Source organism: Salmonella sp. NW645, assembly GCF_051703725.1.
GTDB classification, from domain to species: domain Bacteria; phylum Pseudomonadota; class Gammaproteobacteria; order Enterobacterales; family Enterobacteriaceae; genus Salmonella; species Salmonella enterica.
This window is the reverse complement of the sequence record NZ_JAMMKR010000006.1, coordinates 46,565-60,964: the sequence shown is the minus strand read 5'-3', so window position 1 is coordinate 60,964 and position 14,400 is coordinate 46,565. Positions and strand designations below refer to the sequence as shown.

The 14,400-nt window shown below is 54.2% G+C and carries 11 protein-coding genes; 4 read left to right on the top strand and 7 right to left on the bottom strand.

What is annotated here, in order from left to right; genetic code table 11:
* Positions 1-12: 12 nt before the first annotated feature.
* Positions 13-486: a transcription elongation factor GreB gene (gene greB / locus NA389_RS14080; RefSeq protein WP_000856696.1), complete on the bottom strand. Its 474-nt coding sequence runs from the start codon at positions 484-486 to the stop codon at positions 13-15.
* Between the two features lie 225 nt (positions 487-711).
* On the opposite strand from greB, the gene ompR reads away from it, so the two are divergent.
* Both ompR and envZ read left to right on the top strand, forming a co-directional pair.
* Positions 712-1,431, top strand: a complete 720-nt coding sequence (gene ompR, locus NA389_RS14075; RefSeq protein ID WP_001157751.1) for an osmolarity response regulator transcription factor OmpR — start codon at positions 712-714, stop codon at positions 1,429-1,431.
* Positions 1,428-2,780 (top strand): two-component system sensor histidine kinase EnvZ, encoded by a 1,353-nt coding sequence (gene envZ / locus NA389_RS14070; protein ID WP_001253818.1) that lies wholly within the window; start codon positions 1,428-1,430, stop codon positions 2,778-2,780. Before ompR ends, envZ begins: the two co-directional genes overlap by 4 nt.
* A 74-nt stretch (positions 2,781-2,854) precedes the next feature.
* Here envZ and pckA read toward each other — a convergent pair whose 3' ends face one another.
* Positions 2,855-4,474, bottom strand: a complete 1,620-nt coding sequence (gene pckA / locus NA389_RS14065) for a phosphoenolpyruvate carboxykinase (ATP) (protein WP_001265689.1) — start codon at positions 4,472-4,474, stop codon at positions 2,855-2,857.
* A 379-nt stretch (positions 4,475-4,853) separates the two neighbouring features.
* Here pckA and NA389_RS14060 point away from each other — a divergent pair, with 379 nt between their 5' ends.
* Positions 4,854-6,563, top strand: a complete 1,710-nt coding sequence (locus NA389_RS14060) for a DUF4153 domain-containing protein (protein ID WP_000446453.1) — start codon at positions 4,854-4,856, stop codon at positions 6,561-6,563.
* Positions 6,564-6,671: 108 nt separating this feature from the next.
* On the opposite strand, the gene hslO is transcribed toward NA389_RS14060, so the two are convergent.
* The 4 genes from hslO to igaA all read right to left on the bottom strand — a co-directional run bounded on the left by hslO (position 6,672) and on the right by igaA (position 10,852).
* Positions 6,672-7,550, bottom strand: coding sequence for an Hsp33 family molecular chaperone HslO (hslO, locus tag NA389_RS14055; RefSeq protein WP_001135571.1), 879 nt, complete (start codon positions 7,548-7,550; stop codon positions 6,672-6,674).
* A 24-nt stretch (positions 7,551-7,574) separates the two neighbouring features.
* Positions 7,575-7,976: a ribosome-associated heat shock protein Hsp15 gene (gene hslR, locus NA389_RS14050; RefSeq protein ID WP_000660721.1), complete on the bottom strand. Its 402-nt coding sequence runs from the start codon at positions 7,974-7,976 to the stop codon at positions 7,575-7,577.
* Positions 7,977-7,986: 10 nt separating this feature from the next.
* Complete coding sequence (gene yrfG, locus NA389_RS14045) at positions 7,987-8,655, bottom strand: GMP/IMP nucleotidase (RefSeq protein ID WP_001520508.1); 669 nt, start codon at positions 8,653-8,655, stop codon at positions 7,987-7,989.
* Positions 8,656-8,719: 64 nt separating this feature from the next.
* Entirely contained in the window at positions 8,720-10,852 is a 2,133-nt protein-coding gene (gene igaA / locus NA389_RS14040; protein ID WP_000104092.1) for an intracellular growth attenuator protein IgaA, read from the bottom strand.
* Positions 10,853-11,174: 322 nt separating this feature from the next.
* Here igaA and nudE point away from each other — a divergent pair, with 322 nt between their 5' ends.
* Entirely contained in the window at positions 11,175-11,738 is a 564-nt protein-coding gene (gene nudE / locus NA389_RS14035; RefSeq protein ID WP_000045725.1) for an ADP compounds hydrolase NudE, read from the top strand.
* A gap of 95 nt (positions 11,739-11,833) precedes the next feature.
* Here nudE and mrcA read toward each other — a convergent pair whose 3' ends face one another.
* The gene (mrcA, locus tag NA389_RS14030; protein ID WP_000673808.1) at positions 11,834-14,386 is read right to left on the bottom strand and encodes a peptidoglycan glycosyltransferase/peptidoglycan DD-transpeptidase MrcA; all 2,553 of its coding nucleotides are present in this window, start codon (positions 14,384-14,386) and stop codon (positions 11,834-11,836) included.
* Positions 14,387-14,400: the final 14 nt, after the last annotated feature.

Here is a 14,400-nt window from a genome sequence, read left to right as displayed (position 1 = left end):
ATTCTTCTTGTCTTATTTGACGTATTCGATCGCATTGACGTACCAGTTTGTTTCGCCGACAGGGGTGTTAACCACCGCCAGATCGCCCACTTCTTTTTTCAGTAGCGCCCGCGCCATCGGCGAGTCGATAGAGATGTAATCCTTACGTCCGAAAATTTCATCGTAGCCGACAATGCGGAACTTCAGCGTATCGCCGTCATCATTTTCGATTTCCACCCAGGCGCCGAAGAAGACTTTGCCCTCCTGCTGCGGGGAATAATCCACGATTTTGAGATTTTCCATGCATTTGGTCAGATATCTGACGCGTCTGTCGATCTCACGCAGGCGCTTTTTATTATACTGATAGTCGGCATTCTCGCTGCGGTCGCCCAGACTCGCAGCCCAGGTCACTTTTTTGGTGACCTCCGGGCGCTCTTCACGCCAGAGATAATTGAGCTCTTGTTTGAGTGTTTCGTACCCTTCGCGGGTGATCAGGGGCGTTTTCATCTCGTTGATTTACCTTTGCTGTCGATATTGCGCACACGGGGTATAACGTGATCGTCCCGACAGAATAAATAATGGGGTTGCCGATTAATTGTATATTTAAGCTGCTGTTAAATATGCTTTGTAACAATTTAGCCTGAAATTCATACCAGAATTTGCTGGTGACTCACGTGAGCTTTTTTAAGAATACACACTTACATTTGTTGCGAACCTTTGGGAGTACAGACAATGCAAGAGAATTATAAGATTCTGGTGGTTGATGACGATATGCGTCTGCGGGCGCTACTGGAACGTTATCTGACCGAGCAGGGCTTCCAGGTTCGAAGCGTCGCTAACGCCGAGCAGATGGATCGTCTGCTGACCCGTGAATCTTTCCATCTCATGGTACTGGATTTAATGCTGCCAGGTGAAGATGGTCTGTCGATTTGTCGTCGCCTGCGTAGTCAAAGTAATCCAATGCCGATCATTATGGTCACGGCGAAGGGTGAAGAAGTTGACCGTATCGTCGGGCTGGAAATCGGCGCCGATGACTACATTCCTAAACCGTTTAACCCGCGCGAGCTGTTGGCGCGTATCCGCGCCGTGTTACGTCGTCAGGCAAACGAACTGCCCGGCGCGCCGTCGCAGGAAGAGGCCGTTATTGCGTTCGGTAAGTTTAAACTGAACCTCGGTACGCGCGAGATGTTCCGTGAAGATGAACCGATGCCGCTGACCAGCGGGGAGTTTGCGGTACTGAAAGCGCTGGTAAGCCACCCGCGCGAGCCGCTCTCTCGCGACAAGCTGATGAATCTGGCCCGTGGCCGCGAGTATTCCGCGATGGAACGCTCCATCGACGTCCAGATCTCCCGCCTGCGCCGTATGGTGGAAGAAGATCCGGCGCATCCGCGTTATATTCAGACCGTCTGGGGCCTGGGCTACGTCTTCGTACCGGACGGTTCTAAAGCATGAGGCGAATGCGCTTCTCGCCGCGAAGTTCATTTGCCCGCACGCTGTTGCTCATCGTCACCTTGCTGTTCGTCAGCCTGGTGACGACCTACCTGGTGGTGCTGAACTTCGCGATTTTGCCGAGCCTCCAGCAGTTTAATAAGGTTCTGGCTTACGAAGTCCGTATGCTGATGACCGATAAGCTGCAACTGGAGGACGGCACGCAGTTAGTCGTGCCGCCTGCGTTTCGTCGGGAAATCTATCGCGAGCTGGGGATCTCTCTCTACACCAACGAAGCCGCCGAAGAGGCCGGGCTGCGTTGGGCGCAACACTACGAATTCTTAAGCCACCAGATGGCGCAGCAATTAGGCGGCCCGACGGAAGTGCGCGTTGAGGTCAACAAAAGCTCGCCTGTCGTGTGGCTCAAAACCTGGCTGTCGCCCAATATCTGGGTGCGCGTGCCGCTGACCGAGATTCATCAGGGCGATTTTTCTCCGCTTTTCCGTTACACGCTGGCGATTATGCTCCTGGCGATAGGCGGCGCGTGGCTGTTTATTCGTATACAGAACCGACCGTTAGTGGATCTTGAACATGCCGCCCTGCAGGTAGGGAAGGGAATTATTCCGCCGCCGCTGCGTGAATATGGCGCCTCTGAGGTGCGCTCTGTGACTCGGGCGTTTAACCATATGGCAGCCGGCGTGAAACAATTGGCTGATGACCGTACGCTATTGATGGCGGGCGTCAGCCACGACTTGCGCACGCCGCTGACCCGTATTCGTCTGGCGACGGAGATGATGGGCGAGGAAGACGGTTATCTCGCGGAGTCGATCAATAAAGACATCGAAGAGTGTAACGCCATTATCGAACAGTTTATTGACTATCTGCGTACCGGTCAGGAAATGCCAATGGAGATGGCGGATCTCAATTCCGTACTGGGCGAGGTGATTGCGGCGGAAAGCGGCTATGAGCGTGAGATTAACACTGCGCTTCAGGCAGGCAGCATCCAGGTGAAAATGCACCCGCTCTCGATTAAGCGCGCGGTGGCGAATATGGTGGTTAATGCTGCCCGTTATGGCAACGGCTGGATTAAGGTCAGTAGCGGCACCGAGTCGCATCGCGCCTGGTTCCAGGTAGAAGATGACGGGCCGGGCATTAAGCCGGAGCAGCGTAAACATCTGTTCCAGCCTTTTGTACGCGGCGACAGCGCCCGTAGCACCAGCGGCACAGGGCTGGGGCTGGCGATTGTGCAGCGCATTATCGATAACCATAACGGGATGCTGGAGATTGGCACCAGCGAGCGTGGCGGATTGTCAATTCGCGCCTGGCTACCGGTTCCTGTGGCTCGCGTCCAGGGGACGACAAAAGAGGCATAAGAAAGGGAGGTATTACCCTCCCTTTCTTCTTAACGCCGGATGACGCTGTTCAAAGCCGCCATCCGGCCTGTTCCTTACAGCTTCGGTCCGGCGCTAACCAGCGCTTCGCCTGCCGGGGTATCCGTATACTTCTCGAAGTTCTCAATGAACAGTTTCGCCAGCGCGGTGGCTTTTTCCTGCCATTGTTCCGGCGACGCGTAGGTGTTACGCGGGTCGAGAATGTGGGTATCCACGCCTGGCAGTTCAGTCGGGATCGCCAGATCGAACAGCGGCAGACGGAAGGTTTCCGCGTTATCAAGAGAACCGTTCAGAATGGCGTCGATAATCGCACGCGTATCTTTGATGGAGATACGTTTACCGGTGCCATTCCAGCCGGTGTTAACCAGATAAGCCTGCGCGCCTGCTGCCTGCATACGTTTCACCAGCACCTCAGCATACTGCGTCGGGTGCAGCGTCAGGAACGCGGCGCCGAAGCAGGCGGAGAAGGTGGGGGTCGGTTCGGTGACGCCGCGTTCGGTGCCGGCCAGTTTAGCGGTGAAACCCGACAGGAAGTGGTACTGCGTCTGGTTAGCGGTTAAACGGGAAACCGGCGGCAACACGCCGAAGGCGTCCGCCGTCAGGAAGATAACCTTGGTGGCGTGACCTGCTTTGGACACAGGCTTAACGATGTTATCGATATGATAGATCGGGTAAGAGACGCGGGTGTTTTCGGTTTTGGAACCATCATCGAAATCAACGGTGCCGTCTTCGCGCACGGTGACGTTTTCCAGCAGCGCATCACGGCGAATCGCATGATAAATTTCTGGCTCAGCTTCTTTCGACAGTTTGATGGTTTTGGCGTAGCAGCCGCCTTCAAAGTTGAACACGCCGTCGTCATCCCAACCGTGCTCATCATCGCCAATCAGACGACGTTTCGGGTCGGTGGACAGAGTGGTTTTTCCGGTACCGGAAAGGCCGAAGAAGACCGCGACATCGCCTTTTTCACCCACGTTGGCGGAACAGTGCATTGAGGCGATACCTTTGAGCGGCAGCAGGTAGTTCATTACCGAGAACATCCCTTTTTTCATTTCGCCGCCGTACCAGGTGCCGCCAATAAGCTGAATACGTTCAGTCAGGTTGAACGCCACGAAGTTTTCCGAGTTCAGCCCTTGCTCTTTCCACTGCGGGTTGGTGCACTTCGCGCCGTTCATGACAATAAAGTCAGGTTTGAAGCCTACCAGCTCTTCGTCCGTTGGGCGAATGAACATATTTTTAACGAAGTGGGCCTGCCAGGCGACTTCCGTAATAAAGCGCACGGAAAGACGCGTATCGGCATTTGCGCCGCAGAACGCATCAACAATGAATAAGCGTTTACCGGAAAGCTGATGCGTCACCAGACCTTTCAGGTGTTGCCAGGTTTCCTGAGAAAGCGGCTTATTATCGTTTTTACCTTTACCCTTATCGGACCACCACAGCGTATCACGCGTGGTGTCGTCGCGAACAATATACTTATCCTTAGGCGAACGACCGGTAAAAATACCGGTATCAACGGCAACAGCGCCCAGGTTAGTTAACACGCCACGCTCATAGCCTTCCAGACCAGGATTAAGTTCTTCCTGATAAAGGGTGTCGTAGCTGGGATTGTAAACGATATCCTGGACGTCATTGATACCATAAGCCTTGAGATCTTGCGGGGTTAAATTGTTAACGCGCATATCACTGCTCCTTAGCCAATATATATTACCGAAAATAGTAAGGTTTTTTGAGGTTGGTTAACCGCGACAAGGCTCATAGATTTACGTATCTGGACAAAATCACGATTGACGAAAAACACTGTGACTCCTGTCACGCAGCGGCGGTTATTATGGCAGGAAACCTACTTTTGTTGTGGAAAATGTTCTGAAAACGTTAAAAGGAAGTGTTTTTGACCGACATAATGTGACTGTAATCGCATTCATGTAAGAAAGTTACGTAACACCAACATTAACAATATCGATTCACCTCTCTGCGTTTTTTTCTGAATTATGCATGACGACGCCTGGCGGTGAACAGATGATGCAATAATGCGACTTTCTCATCATTCTGGATAACGACATGGAAAGTGTAGCGCTTTCACGTACTACTCGCTGGGGTATGTTGCTCACCGGTTTGCTGCAGGGCGTCTTGTGCTACCTGCTGATGGCCTGGCTGGTACCACAAAATAGCGACTGGCTGTTCTATGGTATGCCTGCGACGATAGCGTTGTCGTCAATGCTATTGCTTACCGTGGTCTCTTTTAAACAGCGCGCGCTGTGGGGCTGGCTGGGGCTGACCTTTGTGGTCGTGCTGGCAATGAGCGGCTGGCTGAAATGGCAGGTTGAGGCGGTGGAGAAATGGCGCCTGGCCGAGCTCCTCTGGCTGTATGGTCTCCGGCTTGTGTTGATGGCGATGCTGGTATTGCCCTGGATGCAATATCAGCTACATTCGCAAACCGGTTCGGCGCGTTATCCCCAGTTTTATCTGCGGTTATGGCATAACGTACTGACATTGTTTATCGTCCTGGTCGCCAACGGACTGTTCTGGCTGGTGCTTCTGCTCTGGAGCGCGCTATTCAGGCTGGTGGGCATCCGCTTTTTCAGCACCCTTTTCTTTGAAACTGAAGCCTTTATTTATGTGACCATCGGCCTGATTACGGCGCTGGCGGTCATTCTCGCCCGCACGCAGTCGCGCCTTGTGGCGGCGGTGCAAAAGCTGCTGACGCTGATCGCGACGGGTTTACTGCCGGTGGTGTCGCTGCTGGCATTGCTGTTTATTGTGACGTTACCCTTTACCGGACTGGAGGCGATTTCTGCGCGTGTTTCCGCTGCGGGGCTGCTATCCACGCTGACGCTGATGCTGCTGCTCCTCGTGGCGATTGTCAACGAACCGCAAAAGCGCGTATTACCCTATCCGCGCGTACTACGCGGCATGATTAGCGCCTCGCTGTGCGTTGCCCCGATATATATGCTGCTGGCGGGCTGGGCGTTATGGGTACGCATTCAGCAATACGGCTGGACGCCGGATCGTCTGTATGGCGCGCTGACGGCGTCTGTCTTGCTGGTATGGTCCTTCGGTTATCTGATCGGTCTGTTACGCCGCGGACGCGGCCCTGGTGAGTGGCAAGGCAAGGTGATACTGAGCGTCTCTTTGTTAACGCTGGTGATATTGCTGTTGCTGGCCTCGCCTGTACTTGATGTCTGGCGTATTAGCGTCAACAGCCATATGGCGCGTTACCATAGCGGTAAAATTACTGCGGATCAGATCAGCCTGTATATGCTGGATCACAGCGGCAAACCTGGCCAGGAAGCGCTGAAATCGTTGCGGGATGACGAGGCGTTTACGCAGAACAGAAAGCGCAATCGTGAACTGATGACGTTTTTGCAGAGAAATAAGGTCTCTCCGACGGCGGACGATTTAGCGCGGGTGGTGATGATTGCGCCCGGTAGCCAGAAGCCGGATGCCGCATTTTGGGCGTTTGTCAAAGAGCAGAGTTATTCGGACGATTCCTGCCTTGAACTGGATGCCTGCGTGCTGGTGAGTCAGGATCTTAACGGCGACGGTCAGCCTGAGCAGGTGCTGTATAACTTTATTGTTGCCGAGAGCCAGGTCTACGGCTTAAAAGAGGGGAAATGGACGCAGAAAGCGTTCGCCCGATTGCCGGACGGGTTTTCTAAGACGCAACTGTTACACGCGATTGCCGGGCATCGGTTAGACTCAGCCCCCAAAGCCTGGCGCGATATCATTGTTGATGGTCAGCGGTTGGATGTGGATTACTACAACGAGTAAGCTTTTTGCCTGATGGCGGCATAAATGTCTTATCCGGCCTACGGAGCGGGATGCTGTAGGCCAGATAAGCGCCGCCATCAGGCAATGATGTTGTCGACTGAAAGGCGATTAATGAACCTGTGGATCGGCAGGAGAGGCGTTGTTACGGATCTCCGCGATATCCATCGCATTGAACAGGTAATGATTGCCGCAGTAATCGCAGTGCATATCGATTTCGCCTTCTTCCGCCAGAATGCTGTCCACTTCTTCATCCGGCAATGTTTTCAGCGCGCCCGCGCAACGTTCGCGTGAACAGGTGCATTTGAATTCAACATCTTGCGGATCGTAGAGCGTGACTTCTTCTTCGTGATACAAACGCCACAGCACGTCATTTGCCGGTAACGTCAGCAGCTCTTCGCTTTTAATGGTTTCCGTCAACATAGCCAGATGGTCGAAATCCTCCGCCTGCGCGTTCTGTGCTGGCATCACCTGGAGCAACATTCCACCTGCCGCCGGTTTACCGTCGACATCGCCGGTACGAATAAACAGGCGCGTCGGCAACTGCTCGGAGCGCAGGAAGTAATCTTCCAGGCACGCCGCCAGAGTATCGCCTTCCAGACCCACCACGCCCTGATAGCGTTCACCCTCTTCCGGCGTAATGGTGATCACCAGATAGCCGTTGCCAACCAGCGTTTTGAGATCCGCATTGTCAGGGATGTCGCCCTGAACGCGAGCCACGCCGCGCATCTGCTGCTGATTATTGCCATTGATCACCGCCAGGCTTAACGGCCCGTCGCCCTGGAGCTGTACCGTAATGTCACCGGCAAACTTCAGCGTTGCGGTCAGCAGGCTAGTGGCGACCAGCAGTTCGGCCAGTACGGTTTTCACCGGCTGCGGGTAGGTATGATTGTCGAGGATCTGTTGCAAGGTTTCCGAAACGGTCACCAGCTCGCCGCGAACGGCAAAGTTTTCAAACAGATAACGATGTAATTGGTCATGTTGCGGCATAATCATCTCTCTTGCGGGTGACAGTTATTCGCTGTCGCCGTGTTTAAATCGTAACAGGTCGCGGCGCTCTTTCTTGTCCGGTCGCCTGTCCGGATGCGGCATGGTCAGGGCGTTAAGCTTGCGCGCCTGCGCCATTTTTTCGCGTTTTTCCACGCTTTCCGCCGTCTCTTCATACAGAGCGACGGCTTCGCTGGCCGGACGGCGCTGTTCGGTGATGGCTTTAACGATCACCGTCCGTTCGTCATTTCCCTGACGCAGGGTAAGGGTTGCGTTCAGCTCGACGATTTTGCTCGGCTTACTGCGCTGGCCGTTGTAATGCACCTTACCGCCTTCAATCATCTCGCGGGCCAGCGCGCGGGTTTTATAAAAACGCGCGGCCCACAGCCATTTATCCAGTCTGACCTCAACGGAGGACTTTTCTTTCATGGCGTCTCCTTCACATCAGCGAGGGGATCAGACGGCGGTAGTCGTTCAGGGACGGATGGCGCGTATAGTGCTTTTCCGCCAGGCCGGAATCAGGATTCGTCACGCCAAGACAGTAGCGAATACCAAACCGGGCGGCGGCGTCGAGAATCGGTTCGCTGTCATCGATAAACAGAGTTTTCTCTGCGCTTATTCCCGTTTCCTCAGTGACAGCGCGCCATAACCGCTGATCCTCTTTGGGATAACCAAATGTGTGGGTGGAAAGTAATAAATCAAGGTGTGAGGCCAGACCGGTATGCTCCAGCTTCACCGCCAGGTTATGTGGATGCGCATTGGTGAGCAGAATCCGACGTTTTCCGCTGGCTTTTAACGCATTCAGAAACGGTACGGTATCGTCGCGCAAAACGGCGCGCGGCCCTTGCGCCGTCGTCATGGCGCAAATATCCAGACCCAGACGCTCGCTCCAGTAATCCAGACAGTACCAGTTTAGCGTATGCTGTACGGCATGATACTGCTGACGAATATATTCCTGCGCGTCCTGCGGCGAAATACCCTGCTGCGCGCCGTAGGTTTCCGGTACCAGCTTTTGCCAGAAATAGTTATCGAACGCGAGATCGAGCAGCGTGCCGTCCATATCCAGCAAAACGGTATCCACGTTTTGCCAGTCAATATCAATATGCATGGGGAACTCCAGGGTAACGCAATTTGCGCGACAGGGTAGCATACCCTGTCGCACGGCGGCGCTATCAGATGAGATTTTCCGGAGAGACGGTTAACCTGGGATTGAGGCAGCTTTCATAGTATTCCTGGATGTCCGCCATACGGGTACGGTGGCGTTGATAACGTCTGAACGCCTGAATGCCGTTGTAGACCGCGCTCACTATCATTGCCAGCATCAGCAGCGTGGTACCGAGGTAACGCCACCAGCCGGATTTATCGGGGATACGATGCAGGCTGATATGCTGCGTGCCGTTGGCATCGGTATACACGCTGGTGACAATGCCCTCGGCGCTAAATGGCGTCTGCATGAGCGTTTGCGCCAGACGCTGGAAGGCGCTCCACTGTTCCTGCGCGGGATAGTCATACAGCGGCGTTGACGGCCAGGCCTGATCAACCAGTTCGCTGCCTTCATCGCTGGCGATCAGGAATCCGCCGGGAGCGGGGCTATTCAGCGACTGGGCGGCACGCGCGGTCTCGCGAGAAATAAACGGCGCCGTTGAGGTCGTGACCAGATTTTCCAGCGACTCTGCGCTTACGGGGCGTAGAAGCACGTTGACGCCGTCCAGTTTGCCGGCGTTCGCGCGTTTCACCAGCGCGTTCCAGTCCTTACTGTTACCGAGATTAACCAGCGCATTTTTCAGACGCACGCACTCGTCTTCCGCCGCGCACAAATCAGCGGTTTTCAGAACAATATCGCCAAAGTCATCTAATAATACCATGCCCGATTTTTGTATCGCGGAGCGTAAAGATGCGCTGACGCGCGAGTCGTCTTCGGGTTTTGGATGGAGCTGACGATTTACCGCCTGGCTTAGCGCCATCGCTTTATTCACCAGGTCTGATTCCGGTAGCGGTAACGCAGGCGCGTCATTCCAGATGATTTGCGAGCAATCGAACGGCATAAACGGTGAGTTAGACTGGCCGCTCCAGGTCGCCCCGGAATGAATATTACACATTCCTTTACCGCTCAGGTGCAGTGTATCGCCCACCCGCACGCCAGCTTTTTCAAGCTGTTTTACCGTCGTCGCTTCAATGGTTTGCGCGCCTTTCATCCACGATAGCGTGAACTTGATTGGCATATCCAGCGGGATCCAGAACAGCAGCATAAACAACACCAGCAGCGAACCGATAGCAATAACAGTGCTGCGTAACCAGTGCTGCAACGGGAAGTTTTTCACTTCATCATGCAGGGATAAAAACCGGCCCTGGCGAGCGACATGGCGATCAAGGTAAATATCAATATCCGTTTGTTGCCCAAGATCCTGCGTAATGTAGGGTTGCCAGTGGGCAGGGTAAATAAGGTCGATGATGCCCAGGGAGATATTGTTAATCTGCTCCTGATTATTCTCCCCAAACAGTCCCCAGCGGCGGGGCGTTCCCCGCAGACAGTGAATTTCCCGCAGCGCGCTTTTCGACGGCGGCGCAAAAAGCCCCCAAAGTCCGGCTGCCAGCAGCAGGATCGCGCCGCCTATCATCCACGGTACAAAAACGTCTGGCGTTATCAGACAGAAAAAGAATAACAAAAAGGAGGCGACGATTAACAACGCTTCGCGCAAGCCAGCCGGGCGGCTGAGCGCATATTCTTCGTGGGTCTCCTGACGGATATTCAACAGCTCAATCTGCTCGCTCTCTTCGCCGCGAATCGACGCCTGCGTAGAGGCCGTATTCTGTAGCGCGTAGCCGCGCGACTCCTGCATATACTCTTGCAGCGTATGGCCGTTTAAAGAGATCACCAGCGGCAGCGTATCCGTGAGGATCAGCTCAACGTTGTTTTCATCATTGATGTACTGTTCCCAGAAAGGCGGCAGATGGACTTCGACGGAGTCGAGGTAGTAGCGCCATTTATTAGGATCGTCAGTGGTAATGCCGTAGCGGGTGATGGAGTGGGTCAGTATCACGACACTGTTGCTTTCCGCGTTCAGCGTCAGCGAGATGGGCGCAGCACTGGCACCTGTCGGCCCCGGAACTTGCTGGATCTGGCTAAGGTTATCGAGATAGTTTTCTACCGCGCTGCGCTCTTCGGGCAACAGTTTACGCGTTTGCGCGTCCTGAAAGGCGCTGATCCACGGTAAGCTCCCTCGTCTGGACTTTACCCGGAACCGCCATATTGCCAGTAGAGAGCAGGCCAGCAAAGCAGCTATAAAAATCAGAATGGTGCTCATGCTTTCCCCATCTTACTAAGTCTGTCAGGCGTGGTCAGTCGCACCCTGTCCAATAAACATTTTTCTGTGGTTGGCTATCGGCAAGCGTGGAGTTGAACTTGAGCATTGTAAAGCGTATCCCAGTGAAGGCAAATCATAGCAATACCACCAAAAACGGAATATCAGCAAATTCCTGGAGTTATTTCAACCTATTGACTTTTAATTTGAAATAAGAATTAATTTTTATTACGTTACATAAATGTAAATAAACGGCAATTCGCATTGCCGAAACCGTGCGGTATGTCGCACAATGACCACAGATTACACTGCAAAGATTCTCACAATGAGCAAATCATTACAAAAACCCACCATTCTGAAAGTGGAAACCGTCGCACAATCCCGACTGTTTAACGTAGAAAGCGTGGATCTGGAGTTCAGCAACGGCGTGCGTCGCGTGTATGAACGTATGCGACCATCAACCCGTGAGGCGGTAATGATTGTGCCGATCGTTGATGAGCATCTGATTCTTATTCGTGAGTATGCGGTGGGAACCGAATCCTATGAGCTGGGCTTCTCGAAAGGATTGATCGACCCGGGCGAGACCGTTTTTGAAGCGGCGAACCGGGAGCTCAAAGAAGAGGTCGGGTTTGGCGCGCATAACCTGACCTTCTTAAAAAAACTCAGCATGGCGCCCTCTTATTTTTCCAGCAAAATGAATATTGTGGTGGCGGAAGATCTCTATCCGGAGTCGCTGGAAGGCGACGAGCCTGAGCCATTGCCGCAGGTACGCTGGCCGCTGGCGCATTTAATGGATCTGCTGGAAGACCCCGATTTTAACGAGGCCCGCAACGTCAGCGCGCTGTTTCTGGTACGCGAGTGGTTGAAAGCGCAGGGCCGAATTGCCTGATGGCGCGGCGTTGATCAAGCCAACGGGAGGTTCGTCTCCCCGTTCGCCGTCATCCGCTAAACACAATAAAAAAGGCGCCGGAGCGCCTTTTTTGATCAGAACAGTTCGTGTGTTTCACCATTATCAATAATGGTGGTTCCCACCTCGTGTACCGCCTGTTGTGTCGGCTGCGTGCCTTCGATGAAATACTCTTCACGGCTGTTACCGCCGCTCGCCAGTTGTCCGGTACTGCGGTCGATATTCACCGTGACAATGCCCGGCGGCGGCGTTAGCGGCTGTTCCGGCACGCCTTCCAGCACGGCTTTCATATAGGCGTCCCATGCAGGTTGCGCGCTCTTCGCGCCGCCCTCATAGCCGGAGATTTGATCTTTGATCGCGCCGGAAGCGGTAGTGCGGCCTAAATCACGGCGGTGATCGTCAAAGCCGATCCATACGGAAGTGACGACGCCAGGACCATAGCCGGAGAACCATGCGTCTTTCGAGCTGTTGGTCGTACCGGTTTTGCCGCCGATATCGCGACGTTTAAGGTCGCGCGCCGCACGCCAGCCGGTACCCATCCAGCCGGGTTCGCCGAAGATATTAGTGTTCAGCGCGCTTTTGATCAGAAACGCCAGCGGCGTATTGATCACATGCGGCGCGTACTCCTGCGTGCCGTTTTGCGCGACCAGCGCCTGGTTTGCCTGTTCCAGCTCAGGCATCGGTACGGCGCTGTTTTGCTGCTCTTGCGAAACCGCGACCTCTTCCACATTGGTGTTTTCCAGCACGTCGGATTTCTGCGTATTGCCGTAAATGACCGGGATATCGCACTCCGGGCAGGCGATTTTCGGTTTCGCTTCGAAGATCACGCCGCCCTGATCGTTCTCAATCTTGCTGATGAAATACGGGTCGATCAGGAAACCGCCGTTCGCCATCACCGCATAACCGCGCGCAACCTGCATCGGCGTGAAGGAGGCGGAGCCCAGCGCCAGCGATTCGGTATGCACGATATTCTGCGCCGGGAAGCCGAAGCGTTGCAGATATTCCGCCGCATAGTCGACGCCCATGGCGCGCATGGCGCGTACCATCACCACGTTTTTCGACTGCCCCAGCCCCTGGCGTAAACGAATCGGTCCGGCGTACTGCGGCGGGGAGTTTTTCGGACGCCAGTCTGAACCTGCCCCGGCGTCCCAGCGGGAAATCGGCACATCGTTGAGCATACTGGCAAGCGTCAGCCCTTTATCCATTGCGGCGGTGTAGAGGAACGGTTTGATGTTCGACCCCACCTGACGCAAAGCTTGCGTCGCGCGGTTAAATTTACTCTGATTAAAATCGAAACCGCCGACCAGCGCCAGTACCGCGCCAGTTTGCGGGTTAAGCGAAACCAGCGCGGAGTTCACTTCCGGTACCTGCGCCAGCCACCAGTCGTTATCCACCTGACGAACCCAGATTTGCTGACCTGTCTGGACGACATCGGTAACTTTACGCGGCGTCGGCCCCTGCTGTGTATCCGAGCGGTAAGGCCGCGCCCAACGCATTCCTTCCATATGTAGCGAAACGGACGTACCGTCGGCAAGCGCAGCGGTCGCCTCTTGCGGATTAGCGCTGGTGACCACGGCGGGAAGCAGCGGTCCGTAGGTCGGCAACGCTTTCAACGTATCGGTAATTTTTTTACTGTCCCACGCCGTTTCGCCCACTTTCCATAGCACATTCGCCGGGCCGCGATAACCGTGGCGCATGTCATAGTCCAGCACGTTATTACGCACCGCCTGTTGCGCGGCCTGCTGCACTTTGCGGGTGATGGTCGTGTAAATACGATAACCATCTTCGTAGGCGCTTTCGCCATAACGGTTATACATTTCCTGGCGCACCATTTCCGACAGATAAGGCGCGGAGAAGGCGATTTCCGGCGCGTGATAATTTGCGTCGATAGGTTCGCTACGGGCCTGATCGTACTGCGCCTGAGTGATATATCCCTCGCTTAACATTCGCGAAAGCACTACGTTACGGCGCGCTATCGCCCGATCCATCGAGTAGAGCGGGTTAAAGGTAGAAGGCGCTTTAGGTAGCCCGGCGATAACCGCCATTTCGCTTAGACTAAGCTGGTCGACCGTCTTACCAAAGTAGACCTGTGCCGCCGCGCCAACGCCATAGGCGCGGTAGCCGAGATAGATCTTGTTCAGATAGAGTTCGAGGATCTCATTTTTATTCAGCAACTGCTCAATACGAATCGCCAGAAACGCTTCCTTGATCTTGCGCATCAGCGTGCGTTCGGGGCTAAGGAAGAAGTTTCGCGCCAGTTGCTGGGTAATGGTACTTGCTCCCTGCGATGCGTGACCGGAGAAGAGCGCGACGCTGGCCGCACGGAAAATACCTACCGGGTCAATGCCGTGATGCTCATAAAAGCGGCTATCTTCGGTGGCGATAAAGGCGTTGATCATTTCCGGCGGAATTTGATCGAGCGTAACGGGAATACGACGTTTTTCGCCATATTGCGCGATAAGTTCGCCATCCGCGCTGTAAACCTGCATCGGAATTTGCAAACGCACATCTTTCAATGTCGCGACGTCAGGTAGCTGTGGCTCAATATAGCGATAAAGGCCATAAATCGAGCCTGCTCCCAGCAGGATGCAACATACTGCAAGGATCAATAAATACTTTACGAACTTCACTGGAGATTTCCCAT